13 protein-coding genes are annotated in these 17,155 nt (G+C 41.2%); 7 read left to right on the forward strand and 6 right to left on the reverse strand.

Going from position 1 to position 17,155, the window contains the following annotated elements:
- Window positions 1-253 precede the first annotated feature (253 nt).
- Window positions 254-1,570 carry an amino acid permease gene (locus tag FD723_RS07610; RefSeq protein ID WP_179064781.1) on the forward strand — a complete coding sequence of 439 codons (1,317 nt, stop codon included), beginning with the start codon at window positions 254-256 and terminating at the stop codon, window positions 1,568-1,570.
- 74 nt (window positions 1,571-1,644) lie between these two features.
- Window positions 1,645-2,190 carry an RNA 2'-phosphotransferase gene (locus tag FD723_RS07615; RefSeq protein ID WP_179064782.1) on the forward strand — a complete coding sequence of 182 codons (546 nt, stop codon included), beginning with the start codon at window positions 1,645-1,647 and terminating at the stop codon, window positions 2,188-2,190.
- 88 nt (window positions 2,191-2,278) lie between these two features.
- On the opposite strand, the gene FD723_RS07620 is transcribed toward FD723_RS07615, so the two are convergent.
- Window positions 2,279-3,487: a NupC/NupG family nucleoside CNT transporter gene (locus FD723_RS07620; protein WP_179069071.1), complete on the reverse strand. Its 1,209-nt coding sequence runs from the start codon at window positions 3,485-3,487 to the stop codon at window positions 2,279-2,281.
- Window positions 3,488-3,711: 224 nt separating this feature from the next.
- Between FD723_RS07620 and FD723_RS07625 the strand changes: the two genes are divergently transcribed.
- Window positions 3,712-3,873: a hypothetical protein gene (locus tag FD723_RS07625; RefSeq protein ID WP_179064783.1), complete on the forward strand. Its 162-nt coding sequence runs from the start codon at window positions 3,712-3,714 to the stop codon at window positions 3,871-3,873.
- Between the two features lie 42 nt (window positions 3,874-3,915).
- Here the strand turns inward: FD723_RS07625 and FD723_RS07630 are convergent, their stop codons facing one another.
- Window positions 3,916-4,377 carry a DUF4363 domain-containing protein gene (locus tag FD723_RS07630; protein WP_179064784.1) on the reverse strand — a complete coding sequence of 154 codons (462 nt, stop codon included), beginning with the start codon at window positions 4,375-4,377 and terminating at the stop codon, window positions 3,916-3,918.
- A 320-nt stretch (window positions 4,378-4,697) separates the two neighbouring features.
- Window positions 4,698-7,277, reverse strand: coding sequence for a GAF domain-containing protein (locus FD723_RS07635; protein ID WP_179064785.1), 2,580 nt, complete (start codon window positions 7,275-7,277; stop codon window positions 4,698-4,700).
- Window positions 7,278-7,977: 700 nt separating this feature from the next.
- Here FD723_RS07635 and FD723_RS07640 point away from each other — a divergent pair.
- Window positions 7,978-8,787: an SDR family oxidoreductase gene (locus tag FD723_RS07640; RefSeq protein WP_179064786.1), complete on the forward strand. Its 810-nt coding sequence runs from the start codon at window positions 7,978-7,980 to the stop codon at window positions 8,785-8,787.
- 88 nt (window positions 8,788-8,875) lie between these two features.
- On the opposite strand, the gene FD723_RS42100 is transcribed toward FD723_RS07640, so the two are convergent.
- The 3 genes from FD723_RS42100 to FD723_RS07655 all read right to left on the reverse strand — a co-directional run bounded on the left by FD723_RS42100 (window position 8,876) and on the right by FD723_RS07655 (window position 12,305).
- Window positions 8,876-10,063, reverse strand: coding sequence for a transposase (locus FD723_RS42100; protein WP_218651805.1), 1,188 nt, complete (start codon window positions 10,061-10,063; stop codon window positions 8,876-8,878).
- 221 nt (window positions 10,064-10,284) lie between these two features.
- Window positions 10,285-11,442, reverse strand: a complete 1,158-nt coding sequence (locus FD723_RS07650) for an AAA family ATPase (protein ID WP_179064787.1) — start codon at window positions 11,440-11,442, stop codon at window positions 10,285-10,287.
- A gap of 77 nt (window positions 11,443-11,519) precedes the next feature.
- Window positions 11,520-12,305: an RNA ligase family protein gene (locus FD723_RS07655; protein ID WP_179064788.1), complete on the reverse strand. Its 786-nt coding sequence runs from the start codon at window positions 12,303-12,305 to the stop codon at window positions 11,520-11,522.
- An 846-nt stretch (window positions 12,306-13,151) separates the two neighbouring features.
- Here FD723_RS07655 and FD723_RS07660 point away from each other — a divergent pair.
- From FD723_RS07660 to FD723_RS07670, 3 genes are all read left to right on the forward strand, one after another.
- The gene (locus FD723_RS07660) at window positions 13,152-14,870 is read left to right on the forward strand and encodes an ATP-binding protein (protein WP_179064789.1); all 1,719 of its coding nucleotides are present in this window, start codon (window positions 13,152-13,154) and stop codon (window positions 14,868-14,870) included.
- A gap of 438 nt (window positions 14,871-15,308) precedes the next feature.
- The gene (locus FD723_RS07665) at window positions 15,309-15,587 is read left to right on the forward strand and encodes a GlsB/YeaQ/YmgE family stress response membrane protein (RefSeq protein ID WP_179064790.1); all 279 of its coding nucleotides are present in this window, start codon (window positions 15,309-15,311) and stop codon (window positions 15,585-15,587) included.
- Window positions 15,588-15,645: 58 nt separating this feature from the next.
- Window positions 15,646-16,557: a general stress protein gene (locus tag FD723_RS07670; protein ID WP_179064791.1), complete on the forward strand. Its 912-nt coding sequence runs from the start codon at window positions 15,646-15,648 to the stop codon at window positions 16,555-16,557.
- Window positions 16,558-17,155 lie beyond the last annotated feature (598 nt).

Genomic DNA, 17,155 nt, shown 5'->3' on the forward strand with positions numbered 1-17,155 from the left:
TCCCTTTACACTGGCTTTTCTAACAAATTACTTAGATAGCGAATTTTGGCACAAGATTTACCACTAACGCGAATAGTGTCAATCGAATAGCCAATGTCAGGAGGGGGTTAGATGGTTTGGGGAGAGGGTGCGATCGCACTTTTTGTTAATTTACTACGAAAATTTGGCTGAAAAACCATGAACATCAGGGTTTTTGCGAAGAATATTTCCCCATGCTAATATTGTTTGTTTGGTTTAAATACAGATATTCAGTATGGTTCCCCTAAAGACTGTTCTCAAAGATTCAGAGGAAGTCACCCGGTTGTTTTCTCATATTGAATTTGATGGCAAAAAACTCAATCATCAACCGGGTAGTGTCTTGGGAAGTACTGCGTTGATTGCAGGAACCACCGTTGGAGCGGGGATTCTCGCTCTACCAGCCGTTACCTTGCCATCTGGTATCGTGCCATCCACATCTGGACTAATTGCTGTTTGGCTCTACGCTTTAGTTTCAGGGTTATTGATTGCAGAAGTTACCTTAAACACGATGCGAACACAAGGGCGTTTGAGTATCGGTTTTTTGGGGGTTGTAGAAAATATCCTTGGTAAGTTGGGAGCGCGAATTGCCGGCGGTGCATATTTATTCATGCATTATGCTCTCTTGGTGGCATACATCACTGAAGGTGGAGAGATTTTAGGAGTTGCGGCGGCAAAAGTCTGGGGTGTGCAAATATTGCCTCTGTGGGTAGGCACAACGACTTTCACGCTCTTATTTGGTGGCATTATGTATCTTGGGCGAGAAAAGTTTATTGAGAAATTAAACAGCGCCTTTGTCGGAATTGTCATCGTTTCCTTCTTGGGACTATTATTTTTAGGAGGAAGGCACATTCAGACTACCCAACTGTTATTTCAGGATTGGAGTGCCCTTGGTAGTGCTATTTCAGTGATGTCTGTAGCGCTGTTTTTTCAAAATGTTGTGCCGCTAGTTGTGACGCAACTTGAAGGAGATGTCCACAAAATTCGTCAGTCCATCTTGATTGGTTCTGTGATTCCTCTAATTATGTTCTTGGCATGGAATGCGGTAATTTTAGGAAGTGTCAATCCTGATATGCTACATGGTACATCTGACGGGATAACTGTTTTTGATCCACTGCAAATTCTCCGAGCCGGTGGTGCAGGGCAATGGTTAGGAGTGCTAGTATCCATTTTTTCAGAGTTTGCGATCGTCACATCATTCATTGGATTTGTGTACGGATTGCTGGATTTGCTTAAAGATATTTTCCTTTCTGCACAGGTCGGATTTGCTAGCCGCTTACCCCTCTATTCGCTGGCTCTTTTCCCTCCTATGACTCTTGGAACACTCAACCCCAGCATCTTTTTTACTGCCCTAGATTACACTGGAACATTTAGTATCTCAGTTCTAGGTGGAATTATTCCGGCGTTAATGAGTTGGAAGCAACGTCAAGAACAAGAAAACTCAGATAGCATCAATCAACCACTCGTTCCTGGTGGAAAGATGACGCTCATTGTGATGATTGGAGTGGCATTAGCCATGATGGGACGACAAATTCTGTCAATTTACCATCATTGAAGGAAAAAGACCCGATGAAAATTTGATGTAATATAAAAGTATGTAGTTGTAGTATATATATCGGACAGAATTAAATGAGTGATTCTCGCCTCGTTAAAATCAGCAAATATCTGAGCAAATATCTGCGACACACACCGGATGCAATTGGAATTCAACTGGCTCCCGGTGGTTGGGTTGATGTTGATGAACTACTTACCGCTTGTGCTAAAAACAAATTTCCGCTCACCCGTCAAGAATTACAGGTGGTAGTTGAATCCAGTGATAAACAACGCTTTTCTTTTGATGCTACAGGTAATCTGATTCGTGCTAACCAAGGACATAGTGTAAAAGTCGATTTACACTTAGAAGCTGTTGTTCCTCCAGATGAACTTTATCATGGCACGGGACACAAATCTGTAGAGTCAATTCTGCAAACAGGACTTTCCAAAATGTCGCGACATCATGTTCATTTATCAAAAGATATTGAAACAGCAAAAACTGTTGGTGCAAGACATGGAAAACCAGTGGTTTTTGCTGTAAATGCTGCGGCAATGCATCAGGCGGGTTATATCTTCTATTGTTCTGCTAATGGTGTTTGGTTAGTTGAGAATGTACCACCTGAGTATCTACAAAAAATTTGAACTGGGGACTGGGGAAAATCATGAGTAAGATTTGCTTGGGATCTGACCCATTCAAATATTCAAATCTTCCGAGTCCCCAATCCCCAATTCAAATCAAAATTCCAGCAATACAAGCGGTGATAAAACCCGCTAACGATCCGCCAATCATTGACCTGACACCCATACGAGCTAAATCATGTTGGCGATTAGGTGCTATCCCTGTAATGCCGCCAATGGTAATGCCAATTGAACCGATATTTGCAAAATTACATAATGCGTAAGTTGTAATAATTACTGCGCGTTGAGAAATTTTACCACTTTCAATTAGTGCCTTTAAATCCAAAAAAGCAATAAACTCATTCAAAATTGTTTTTGTACCCAATAAAGCCCCAACTTGCCGACAATCAGCCCAAGGTACGCCCATCAGCCATGCCACAGGAGCCATAATAAAAGACAAAATCCACTGTAATGAGAGTTGCTGTAAACCCACAAATGATCCTAACCATCCCAGCAAAGCATTGACGGCAGCTAATAATCCCAAAAAGGCGATAATCATTACTCCAACGTTAACTGCTAGCTTCACGCCGTCAATTGCTCCGGTAGTAGCAGCATCAATTACATTCACGTAATTGGTTTTTACATCCGCTTTGGCTTTACCAGCCGTTTCTGATACTTCTGTTTCTGGATAAAGTAATTTTGATACCACCAACGATGTGGGAGCAGTCATAAAGAAAGCAGCAATCAAGTGTTCTGCTGGTATGCCAAAGGAAAGATATGCCCCTAAGACTCCAGCGGCAATTGTCGCAAAACCACCCGTCATCACGGCATGGAGTTCCGATTGCGTCATATTTGCTATATAAGGTTTAACCATCAGTGCCGATTCTGTTGGTCCCAAAAAGATGTTAGCTGCACAGGATAAAGATTCCGAACCTGATGTTTTCATCGTCTTCATCATTACCCACGCCATCACATTTACAACTCGCTGTAAAATGCCGTAATAATACAAGACGCTGATGAATGCAGAGAAAAAGATAATTGTGGGCAGCACTTGGAAGGCAAAGAAATGATCCTTAAAATTTTCTCCAAAGACAAATTTGGCACCGACATCAGAAAAGGCTAAAAATTGGCTGACAATATCTCCGAGAGATTTAAATATATTTAAACCCCAAGGAGTTTTAAGAATCACTAACGCAAATACAAACTCCAATCCCAAACCCCATGCCACGATTCGCCAACGCACCGCACGACGATTAACAGAAAAGGCATAGGATATCCCAATAAAAACTAAAATTCCCAACGCAGAGATGGCGCGTTCCATGTTTACTCCCAGAAAGCGATCGCTAAGGCACTTAGTCAAAGAGCATACACAAAATACGCCTTTTTTTGTGGCTTTTTAGTCAATTACTAGAGTTTTGATGTGTAAATAAGAATTTAGCGATGTCTACGACGGGCTACGCCTACGCATATTTAGCAGATTTATATTTTCTTACAAATTTGTCTTCTCAAACCTTAAGCACACTTATATTCATAGGAACAATCAATGTGAACAGGAAACTCGTTTCCAGCCAGAGTCGGGAAATGCAACTCAAAAGCGGCTCTGCCGGGAGTCTTGAGGCTCCGCCTCAACGACAAACATTCCCAGTCGGAGACTGGGAACGAGGCAATCTAAAAACTAGTTCTAGACTTGCTTTCACCTTAAGTTGACACCAATGAGCATTCTGTGCCCTTAGCACCAATGACTAATGACTAAGGTTTAGCAACACTAGTGATGTCCTTGTTAAGAACCTCTAAGGCTGTTAACACTTGCTGTTTATTTGGTGCAGAGGCTTTAAGTCCTGCCTTGATCTCATCGGCTTTATCTTCAATCTCTTTGTATGTAGTGGGAGACTTAACTTTGACTCCATCCTCAACCTTTGACCAGAAATCCTCAAATTTATCAAATTCCCCTTTGGCTTTGCTAAAATTTCCCCCACTAACTGCCGCCTTAGTGTTGGTAACAACACCCTGTAGACCTTGAAACTGACTTGTTGCAGCAGCGGGAGTGGTAGCTGTTGGGGTGCTAGTTGGAGTGGGACTAGCTGCTGTTTGGGAGGCAGAAGTTCCATCTGGTGGTGTCTGTGTAGTAGAAGATTGTTCTCCATTGTTGCATCCAACTAAAGCCATCATACTAATTAGAGCAACTATCAGTAGTGGATTAAAACGATTCATTATAAGCTCCTCATTAAAACTCGTTTTTATAAACTAGTATAGCCTTGCACCAATGACTATCTTCTAGCTTCTAATGACCTTGGCATAAACTTGACCACAGGGTATGCAACGAAGTGGAAACTATGCAATTAATTGCCCATAGATTTCGTGAGGAAGTTCCCAAACGTGAACTGTGAAATAAGTAAGTCGGCACAATAAAACCAAACTGTATGAAGAAAAGTAAACAAGGCTAAAACCCTTTCTTCCCATGCTCCCTGCCCCCTACCTTTTTCCAACGATAATTATTACGCCCACCTACTTAATGTGTTTTCCCCACAAACCTATTGATCGGAGTTAGCTTCAGCAGCTTGATACGCTTGTAGCAGCCTAGCATGATCGAGAGTAAATCCTACCTGCATAGCTATCTGAGCAAACAAATCAATCTCAGGTTGTAGCCAATCACGGGATTCAGAACACTGATGTGTAATTAATAAGCCAAATAGTTGCTCATCTTTGATAATTGGTGCGACTAAATTTGCTTTCACACTAAAGGATTCGAGCAATTTAATATGACAATCAGCCAAACCAGACTCATAAATGTTGTTGATGGCGACAACGCGACCAGACTGGTACTTTTCTACATAGCCTTGAGTGAAGCAGGGGTCATGGATTTTAGACCGCAAAACTTTGGGATAACCTGGAACCACTGATTCGGCAATTATAATTCCGAACCAATTAGCGTAAAAGCTATAAACCAGTACTCGGTCAGTACTCAGTGCTTTGCGAACCTCTTCCACTGTAGTTTTAATGACATCTTCTTCTTTGAGTGATTGGCGAATGCTACGAATAATATCTACTAGTAACTGACTTCGCATCCTTTCAGCTTCGACTCTTTGTAGGAGCCTAGCATGGTCGAGAGCAAATCCCACTTGCATTGCTATCTGGCCAAATAAATCAATTTCAGATTGTTGCCAATCACGGGGTCTGGAACACTGATGTGCAATTAACAAGCCAAATAGCTGTTCATCTTTAATAATGGGAGCGACTAAATTTGCTTTCACACCAAAGGATTCGAGCAGGTTAATGTGACAATCAGCCAAACCGGCTTCATAAATGTTGTTTATTGCGAGAACGCGACCAGACTGATATTCTTCTACATAGCCTTGACCAAAACATGGATCTTGGATTTCAGCTCGTAAAACTTTTGGGTAGGTGAGAACAACTGATTCGGCAATTACAGTTCCAGACCAATTACTATCAAAGCTATACACCATCACTCGGTCAGTACTTAGAGCTTTACGAACCTCTTCTACTGTGATTTTGAGAACATCCTCTTCGTTGAGCGATTGGCGAATGCTGCCGATAGTATCCGCTAGCAATTGACTTTGCACACCTTCTGCCTCGATGCGTTGCAGGAGTCTGGCATGGTCGAGAGCAAATCCAACTTGCATCGCTATTTGGGCAAATAAATCAATCTCAGATTGTTGCCAATCACGGGGTCTAGAACATTGATGTGCAATTAATAAGCCAAATAGTTGTTCATCTTTGAGGATGGGTGCGACCAAATTTGCTTTCACAGCAAAAGATTCAAGCAAGCTAATATGACAATCAGCCAAACCAGCTTCATAAATGTTGTTTGTAGCGACAACGCGACCAGACTGATACTTTTCTACATAACCCTGACCGAAACATAAGTCTTGAATTTCAGACCGCAAAACTTTGGGATAACCTGGAACCACTGATTCAGCAATTATAATTCCAGACCAATTAGGGTTAAAGCTATAAACTAGCACTCGGTCAGTACTCAGTTCTTTACGAACCTCTTCTACTGTCGTTTTGAGGACATCTTCTTCGTTGAGCGATTGGCGAATGCTGCGGGTAATTTCTATAAATACCTGAGCTTTATCGGCTTTGGTATCTACCTGTTGTAGAAGCTTGGCGTAGTCAAGGGCAAATCCGACCTGCATAGCTATCTGAGCAAACAAATCAATCTCAGATTGTTGCCAAAATCGCAGTCGAGAACACTGATGTGCAATCAATAAACCGAATAGCCGTTTGCCTTTGAGAATAGGTGCGACTAAAGTAGATTTGACAGCAAATTGCTCAAGTAATTCAATATCACCATCGCTGAGATCGGCTTGATAGATATCATCAATAGAACGTGTACAAGCATTCTGGTATTTTTCGATATACCCTACCTCGAATCCAGGGTCAGAGACTTTAACCCCTAATATTTTTGGTAAACCAGGTATCACTGATTCAGCGATAAAGGTTCCATTACAGTTGGAGGTGAAGCAAAAGATGGTTACGCGATCGATGCTTAAAGCTTTACGAATTTCTTCTGAAGTCGTTTTGAGAACATCTTCCTTATTGAATGATTCTCGCACCCAGCGGGTAATTTTGATTAATAGTTGGGAGTAATCCGCTTCGGCTTCTTTCTCTTGCATCAAAACTGAAAGCAGGTCTGTGAATAAGGTGATGTTTCTCTCTAACATCACTAATTCATCTTGGCTAGCGATAAAAACTTGAGTAAACTCACTGTCTGGACGTAGCCGATTTTTGATATTGTTAGAAATTGCAGCAGCGTTGCTAACTCGACTAATCACTCGATTTGTCACAAAAACAGCGATCGCACCAGCTAAAATTGCTGTAACCCCCATACCAGTTAACAAGAGTGATAGTTGTTTTTGTAGGGCAAGTTCAATTTCTGTCGAACTTTTGACACTCTCAAGTCTTATTTGCGGAATTTGTTTGCTAATTAAATTAATCCCGTAGTAAGTAGTTGTTCCAATTGCAACCACAGGAAGGACACTAATACTGAGTGCCCACACTATTGCTTTAGTCTTTAAACTCCATTTTTGCTGCCATAGCCTTTGTTGACGATTTCGTCTTGCTTGGTTTTGAGAAAAAGACTTACTCATAAATCAAACCTGGAGTGCTGCAATTGAGAATTAAGTAAATAACCTCATCACCAAATTTTACACAAAATTAAACAAAGACTGGCTTTCAGGAGCATTTTAAGGCAGTAATCTTCTACATCATGTCCCATAACGCTTTTGTTGCCTTTGATCTGAAAAATTAGGTCTGGTTAACAATCAAATTGCGATCGCTTTGTTTGAATATCTGATTTTCTGATCGGGTGTTGTGGTTTTCACTTTCGCTTCTTAACTACTGTCTACTAACTCTCCATGAAGAAGAGTATTATTTAAATGGAGAGCAACAAGAGATATTAAACAGTTGGTTGCGTAAATCAACAACCCCTGTGGGTTTAGCAAAACGCGCCCGTGCTAATGTTGGCATCAGGGGGAAAGATTCAGTAAAACAAGTCTTTATGTAGGAATGGGAGAACGTCACCTGAGAAAATGGGCAAGACGGTTTATAGAGCAAGATTGATTTCCTTGAGTATCTCGACAATGAGATTCCCTCATACATTACAAAAAAGACTTTAAGGGTGAGGGGTTTAACCCATCATGAATTGACCAACAACATCATTTATTTACGGGAATCATTAATTTTGAATTTTGTTAGCGTAGCGTTAGCGAGTCCGCGTATCCCTGCGGGGAAGCAAGCTACGCGCAGCGTCTCGTAGAGAGCGTCATTTTGAATTTGGAGCGAAGCGACGTGACTTCAGTTGAAGATTTAGTACTAGTTGCTGGTGCTACTGGTGGCGTAGGGCAACTGGTTGTAGGCAAGTTGTTAGAGAAAGGCTTGAAAGTTCGTGTCTTGACACGCAATACCGTAAAAGCTGAAGAGATGTTTAACCAGAGGGTGGAAATTGCCGTTGGTGACATTCGCCAACCAGCAACACTGCCAGATGCAACCCAAAATGTTACCCACATCATAAATTGTACTGGAACTACCGCCTTTCCCTCTGCGCGCTGGGAGTTTGACCAACCCCCAAACTTGATTGAATGGGGAATCACTTTCCTTAACCCCAAATCTAGTGAAGCAAAAGCAAAGAATAGTCCGGCAAAGGTCGATGCCCAAGGTGTCAGAAATCTAGTGGCAGCAGCACCCGGAAATTTGAAGCGATTCGTTTTCGTTTCTTCTTGTGGAATTCTCCGTAAAAATCAGTTTCCTTTTAGTATTCTTAATGCCTTTGGCGTGTTGGATGCGAAACAAAAAGGTGAGGAATCCATTATTAATTCAGGATTGCCCTACACCATTATCCGCCCAGGACGCCTGATAGACGGGCCCTATACCTCATACGACCTCAATACCCTCCTGAAAGCAAAAACAGGGGGTAAATACGGTGTGGTCGTAGGCACTGGCGATACACTTTCAGGTGATACCAGCCGGATTGATGTAGCCAGCGCTTCTGTGGAATGCCTTTTTCAGCCAAGTAGTTCTAGGAAAATTTTTGAAATAATCAATCAAGGACAAAGACCGCTTGTAATTGACTGGGAAACTCTTTTCTCTAAGCTGGAGTGAGTAATGCCTAATTCTGGGTTGACCATCTCACTGAAGAGGCAGAGGGGAAGGGGGTCCCACCTTCCTGACAGGTGTAGGTTTTTTACAACTAGGAGGAGTTGGAGTAATAAAAGCTATCGACAGGAGTAGGAGGAAAAGAACTCCAACGATGAAGATGAATGGACAAACCCTTGAGTAAATCAGCAATGAGGGTGATAAAACCCAGAAAAAAACAAGAAAGCCGACGTGGTGATTTGAGATCGATGGGTTTGGATTTAGCAACGTGTCGCTGGGGAAACTGATCAATGTGGGAGGGAGGAAATTGGTTTTCCGCTTCTCCACCAAGCATGACCATCCAGAGAGTAGAGACAGCGATGGCTAACCACAAGCGTTCAGCACGTTGTGGGTCAAGCAGACGAGTATTGTGCCACTGCCAACCATCAGATTTAAGATCACGATAAACACATTCAGTGGAGGGGCGTAAACCATACCAAATAGCGTCAGCAGACATAGGTTCTAGGTCAGTCAAAATCAACCAAGGGTCTTGATAACCAAAATCCCAACGAGCTAACAACGTGCATTCCAGGGGGTTAGTTTTGAAGCAGACTATTTGACCCGACCAGAATAATCCTGGACTGGCAACAATATCAGCCAATGGTTGCCATTGATTCTGATGTGGTAAACGATAAGTTCCTTGGTGGTTAATACGTAAAAAAGGATGCCAAGCAGCAACTATCAGAGAATAGAGCCAATCGGCATACAATCCCCGGTCAGCAGCGACAATTACCTTCTGGTCTGGTGGAATCGTATCTTTGAGGTCTGTGATTAATTTTTGCCAATGTGGTTTCCAACTTCCTGGTTCAGTGGCATTGACAATACACCATGCTACTGGAATTCCACATCCTGCCAGTAAAATATTAATGGATAGCACTATAAATTTATCACCAATACTCGTAGCATCCATTGCCAGTGCTATTTGCTGAATATTTTGTGGCAGTAAACTAATCACCCACAACAACAATGATGCAAAGCATCTGCTCACATCCAGTGTTCTCCGTTTATCCCCTTTTTTGGCTTTTTCCTCCTGATACCATTCTTTTAGTCTTTGCCTGACTGTGTTTGGTTTTTCATTATTCACTGCTCCAATGAACTCAGATACCTGGGTTAGACTACTTGATTTTGTCATTACCATACCAAAGCTCCATGTTGCCAAACCTATGGCCTGTGGTATTGACAAGTTAGGCATCCGCTCGGAAACTATGCATGACCACTGTTTGAGATGTTTGTTGTTCAGCATTTTGAGAATACATCCCTAGTTTCTAGTTTCATTCTCTCCCTTTCAGCAGTGAATACTCATACCCACGTAAAAAACCTACACCTGTCAGGCCCCACCTTCCCCCTTACCCTTTACCCCGCCAAGTTCACTTGGCGAACTACTAGGGCGACAAAACCAAATATTAGGTGGAATTTTGAGGCTTGTATGTACACCTCTGAGGAGAGGCGCAAATAAAAGGTTTTTCACCTCACTACCCAATCAACAATAGATGCCTCAGTAATATCAGGCACTTCTAGACGGGTTTTCATCCGGTAAAGTACTTGTTCTGGCAGTTTTGTGGTACGAGCGCAATTTCTTCTCAGCAGTTCTTCCCAAGCTGCCTCCAAATACACAATCCGAATACTGGCTTGGTAACTGCTAAACAAACGAACTAGCATCCCCCGCAGTTGGCAGCTGAGGTTGGTTGCATTCCAAACAAAGGATTGTCTATTTCGCATATACTCTTTAGCGATCGCCTTCGCTGCATTTGCTACTGCACCTTGATCGTCTTTAGGATCAATTCCCATTGTCTTTCGCAGTTTATCTAAAGAAATTACGCTCCAGTCAGGGAGATTTTCTTGAATCCAAGTATCTTTTCCCGAACCAGGTAATCCTGACATCATCACCACCTGAAAGCGTGTATCATCATAAGCTGCATAGTCTGGTTTGCCATCTTCTTTTTGAAAATAAACAAACCGACTATGGGCTGACGAAAATACTCGTGGCTGCTCAAAACAGTGATTTTCCTGGCAAAATTCCCGAAAAAACTCAATTCGTTCTAATAATTGTGCCTGATCCTCACAGTCGCGCCCTTTCACATCTGCTTCTGCCAGCAAACCCAGTAGATCGCAACGAATAATTTGACTTGTTTTAATGACTGCCCGTTCGGGGTTGGGTTTGTCCCAAAACCACAAGGGCAAGCTACCGTATTTCACCAAAGCCACAATTGCCTGTCGTTGATGAAAGGGCACATCCAAATTCCAGAGAATCTCCTGTGCCATTTTTGCACCTTGTAGTACGTGACCTTTGGAGGTGATGCTGCCATCTGTTTCTATTTGAGTAGAAGCAGGTTTAGCGACATCGTGTAGCAAAGCCGCAGCAAACAACACAGAACGTTCTGTAGCTGGCAATGCCCGCCATTGGGGTAATGCCACCAATGCCTCGCATACTAGCTTTGTGTGGATGAGAACATTTCCTTCAGCATGGTAACGTGGGTCTTGGGGGCAATCAGCAAGCGATCGCAACCAATCAAATTTGGCTTCCAATGCTGACCAATCTATCGACCAGTTGGGTAGGCGCTGCCCGTCGTAGACATCGCTGGGGCAATAAGGAAATGACCAAAATTGCACCGAAGTATTCATATTTATATCCTCAAATTTAATTATTTATTTTGTATTTTTAATGACCTTTATCAGCTATCGCCACAAAGTCTAGAAGGTCATGCGAACAAATCAGCACCGATACACAACTGATTTGGTATTATTGGGCGGTTCAGCCAATGCCCATCCGATTGCAGAATGGTTGTTAAAAAGCTGGAACGCACATATTTATACCGATGAGTAACCATATCTCCCGACTCAACTTTGATGTATAAACCTTCCATCAAAGAACTTTGGTCAGTTTGTTTGAGGGAACGCTCAACATCAAGTCCAAGTTCCTGACAAATTTGCTGGAAACGTTGCAAATGTGCAGCAGTTTGATAATGCGATTCACCCACCAACTCGATAAGTTGCTTGTAAGATTGGAGTTCACCAGCAAACAATATGGGTACAGAAACTAGAGGTAGCCCAGCAAGTAACTGCTGACGGCTTTTAGTGGACAGAAAAACTTGCTTTTCTAAATCCACCACATCGTATTCTAGAAAGTAGTGGGGTAAAGCATCGTAAAAAACCGTGTGCTTGGCATACAGCCATTCTCCAAAGAGAATAAAACGACTTCCCAAAACTTCCGAAAATGCTGCTGCGTGAATGTGTGCCCACTGTTTAAATAAGTTAAAGTGCTTTTCTCGCGCCCCACCAGTTAAGTAGTGTCCCCGGCTTTGCAGTCGGATTTGTCTATCGGAGGTAAAGCTAATAGCTGCGTTTGCACCATCAACTTTTTCTTCAACTACTACATACTGGTTTTTAATCGCACTAAAAGGAATGCTATTGAGGTCTTCATCCCCAGCTTGCAAGCGCGAACCCTCAATGTGATGGGTACGCGGATATTTATAAATTTGTTCCATGAGTTTTCTACCTTGGTGACTGCAATCAAATAATTTCTTGGCAAATTTTCACGAACAAGTAAGTCTCCTAGAGTCCGTTATCTAAGGATTTTTACCATTCGCCATTGAAGTAGGTTTGATTGATACCAGGGACTACATAAGCTTTTACCGCAGATTTCTAAGAGTAGTATTCTTATAATACATATATTTCACAATTTGAGGTAGCATTTTCGGAAACAAGCAAGGTTATTTTAAAAGTAGTTGGTTTTGATTTTCGGCACTTAGTACACGTCACCGTAAAAAAGGGTCGGAAATTATGCGGCAATCACGAGGTCACTTGCAATACTTGTCGGTTAACAGGAAAAGGGGAATGGGAAAGGGGAAAGAAAAAACCTTTAACCTTTACCCAAAACCAAATTCCAGTTTAAAATCCACAAAGCGAGTAGTATTGAAGTTACTTGGAGTAATATTTTTGGAGTCTTGTTTCAGACATTTTGCAAGAATTTTCAAAGTTGACTTTTCACTCCAATGAAAAGGGTGTGCGACAGTATTCCATTCATCGATAAAAGCTTTCAAACGTTCCTCAAAGCCTTTTTATCAGCAAAGTCCGCGATTTTTAGACAGTGCTGAGTAATGAGTACTGAATAAAAATACCAGTCACCAGTCAACAGTCCTCAGTCATTCTTTCATCCAAGGCTTTTGAAATTCGTTTCATTGGAACTGCGTTCTGCCTCTCTTGCTAAATTAAAAATTTTGCTCATATCTGCTAAATATGTAGCTTTCAGCCTGAAAAATGGGAATTTTAGGAAAGGGGCAAACTCCCTAAAACTAAATCAGCACAGTAGCACTTGAGGTTTTGAGTAAGGAATGAAAATTAGTCAAAAATTAATTTCGGGTATTCTAGGAATAGCTACTCTTTCAGGAATTATTGGTGCAATTAGTGCCCATCAACAATTAGAAATAGCTAAGTATCTTGCTCAACAAGAGGCTGAAGAAGTTGCTGGACTACTGGGATATTTCGTAAGTCATGAGTTTGAAGACCATAAAATGCGATCGCGAAATGAGATGCTAGCCCATTTGCAAGAGCATGTTGAATCGCTACACAAACAACGTCAGCGCGATTTGGAAATTGTAGACCGGAATAAAATCATTCTGGCAGATGTAGTTACCGAAGATATCGGTACGCTATTAGATCACGATCGCAATAATGAAGTTGGTAAAACTATTCAAGATGGTATAACAAGAACATATATTGAAACTAGTCCTGAATACCCAAATGGAATTAAATTGATTGCTGTGGCTTTTAAGACTAGCAAAAATGAAATGATTGGTGCAGTAATTTTAGAATATACACCGCTTTATCAAGCAGCACTAGCAACAGCCCATAAAAATATTCTCGTTACATCGGTCATCAGTTTGGGATGTAGCATATTTGCCTTAACAGCCGGTTATCTACTCTCCATAACCATCTCCAAACCAATTAAACAACTCCAGCAAGCTGTGATGAATCTGGCTGAAGGTAAGCTGAATACCAGAGTGAGTATTCGCTCCCAGGATGAGATTGGCGAGTTAGCTACCTCATTCAACAAAATGGCAGACGATCTGCAATCTTCCAGAGATGAGTTGGTCAATGCTAACGAACAATTACGAGATGAAATTACCGAGCGCCAACTAGCAGAAGCCGAACTTCAGCAAGCTTTAAAAGACCTGAAAAAAACCCAAATCCAATTAATTCAATCAGAAAAAATGTCGAGTCTGGGTCAGCTAGTAGCAGGAGTTGCCCATGAAATTAACAATCCAGTTAATTTTATCTACGGCAATCTCCAACACACTGATGATTACACTCAACAATTGCTGCTGTTAATTAAACTTTATCAAAATTATTATCCTAACCCAGAGCCAGAAATTAAAAATGCTAACGAAGAAGCAGATATTGAGTATCTAACAGAAGATTTACCTAAGATGTTAACCTCGATGAAGATGGGGGCTAAACGCATCCGAGAAATTGTTCTTAGTCTCCGAATTTTCTCTCGTTTGGATGAAGCTGAGTTCAAAACGGCCGATCTCCATGAAGGAATCGACAGTACCCTGTTAATTTTGCAACACCGTCTAAAGGCACAAAATAATCGCCCGGAAATTCAAGTGGTGAAAGAATATGGTAAAATGCCTCAAATCCAGTGTTTTGCGGGGCAACTAAATCAGGTTTTTATGAACCTCTTGGCAAATGCAATCGATGCTTTAGAAGATGCTTGCCAAAAAGAACTTTGTCCAAATCCTTTGATTCGCATTTCTTCTGAACAGATAAATGAAAATGCGATCGTTCGGATTACTGATAATGGAATAGGAATTCCAAAAGAAATCCAGTCGCGTTTATTTGACCCTTTTTTCACCACAAAACCAATTGGTAAGGGGACTGGTATGGGCTTATCGATCAGTTACCAGATAATTACTGACAAGCATGGTGGATCTTTACAATGTATTTCATCACCAGGACAGGGTGCAGAGTTTGTAATTTCAATCCCGATTCGAGTCGCAAAATCAGCACAATCATCAATTGGCGATCGCCATAAGCTAAATCACATCTAGTTTGCATATCTAAAATTTATCAAAACAGAATTCAGAATTCAGGAGTGAGAATTCTGAATGGGCTAAACCTTAGCTATCCGCTAACATAATTAATTCTGTACGAGTGGCAGATAGCGCAGCGGTAGTCAGTATTCGTACATTTACAGGGAAGCAAGCTACGCTTTTAGCATCTGTCTGCGACACGCTGCGCGAACGTAGAGAGCATCGCGTCTGAATTCAGAATTCTGTATTCTGACTCCTGTTTTATATAACTCTTGTGGGATGCGTCGGAAAAACCGCCTGAATTATGCAAGTTAAAAGTCGAACAGCTTACCTATCAGTAATGTCTAAAGATTTTTGATATTAGTTCTCTAGATAGATCAGAAAATTTGCAGGCAAACTTTAATATTAAGTCAGTCAAAAACAAACAAAGCAGATCCTCAAGGAAGGAGAAATTCCATGACTAACATTATTGCTTGGCTGGTTTTAGGTTTAATTGCAGGTGCATTAGCTAAGTTATTTTATCCCGGAACCCAAGGTGGTGGTATTATCTCCACGATTATATTAGGAATACTTGGAGCCGTATTCGGGGGTTATTTAGGTCAAGTGTTGCTGGGAAGTAGTTCAGCCGCCGCCGCATCTGTAGGAGCTTTATCTCTGGGAAGCATTTTATTTTCTGTGATTGGGGCAATGATACTGATTTTCCTTTGGGGTTTACTGACTCGTCGGGCTGTGTAATTACGTCAAATTAGCTAACAGTTTTGGGAATCACTTCTAGCTGCAATAAACCAATAAAATGACACTAGAAAAAGAGCGAATAACTGTAGGAGTTTTCGCTGGATATTCCGATGCACAATTGGTACTTCAGGATTTAAAAGCTGCTAATTTTCCAATGCAGAAAGTTTCTGTTGTTTCACGGAATACAGAAGAACAAAGTGATATTGCTGGTGTTGAAATTAGAGAACACACTAGCAATACATCCTCAGAAGATGCTGCTGGAGCCGTTACTGGTAGTGCTTTAGATGGTCTTACTGGCTTATTGGTCGGTTTAGTACTCTTGGTAATTCCTGGTATAGGCCCAGTCATCTTAGCTGGAGCAGAAGTAACTGCGATCGCTACCACTTTAGCAGGTGGTTTACCCACTTTGTTCCGAAGTTTAGGAATTGCGGAAAAGCCAGCACAGGGTTATAGCGATCTTGTTTGCAAAGGTTACTATTTGGTGATAGTAACTGGCATAGACATAGAAATTCGCATTGCTAAGAGGATTTTTAATCGCCGCGATCTTCAACAGTGGGGCGCTTATGAGCCATACTCTACCCCAAATAGTCGCTATAAACACGCGCTTGGTGTTTTCTATGCGCGCCAAGATGCGGAAAAAGCGCTTACTGAACTGAAAACTGCTGGCTTTCCAATGAGTCAAATATCGATAGTTACTAAAAATACAAGCGGTCTCAATGATATTTCAGAGGTAAATATCAGCAGTTCCCAAGATAACTACACTAATTTAGGAATTGCTGACGATCTAGCCAGATATTATGATCATCATCTGACTCTCGATCGTTACCTATTAGTCTTAAAAAGTACTGATATATACGTAGCTGGTGCAAGAGCTATTTTAGAGAGTAACAAAATTCAACATTTTACTATCTATAGCCCATCTGAACTTGATGCCACTAGAATCGATCGCCAGGTTATGACAAATTTATAATTCAACGTCAAGCTTATATCAAGAGGCTTGAGTAAATATCGCGATTGTATTCCTAAAAATTTATTAGCCAAGTAATACACTTGTTCTATAAATCATCTACTCATAAGAGTATTGGTTGCCTTTTGAAACCTTAACTTTCTACTAGAATACTGCTTGCGATCGCCAAGGTATCAGTTTAACTGTATTGTATATTGATGTACAATGGCATTGATGTGATATTCAACCGCGAAAGTCACTATATTTAGCGTTTCTAGAAATTGTGTTTTCATAAACTGAATTTTCATTATCCGGCTGCTTGATTTTACTATCCAGCTTTTTTAAGACACAAAACTTTTGAATAATCTAGGACTTACGCCAAATATCTCTCAAACTCTTATTTCTCCGTGTCCTCTGCGGTTCTGATTCTGTAACTCGTGCGTAAGTCCTATAATCGCAACTAGAATATTAAATTAGCGTTGAATTATTTTTACTACAATCATAAAAGCAACCATCTTTTACTAAGTTTGATGCTCAATTTATAATCTAAGAATAAGTTTTTAATTATCCACCACAAGATTAAATTACAAAATAATGTGGCTGCTTCTTTGGAAAAAAGTTA

The sequence above is a fragment of the Nostoc sp. C052 genome (genome assembly GCF_013393905.1).
Lineage (GTDB): Bacteria > Cyanobacteriota > Cyanobacteriia > Cyanobacteriales > Nostocaceae > Nostoc.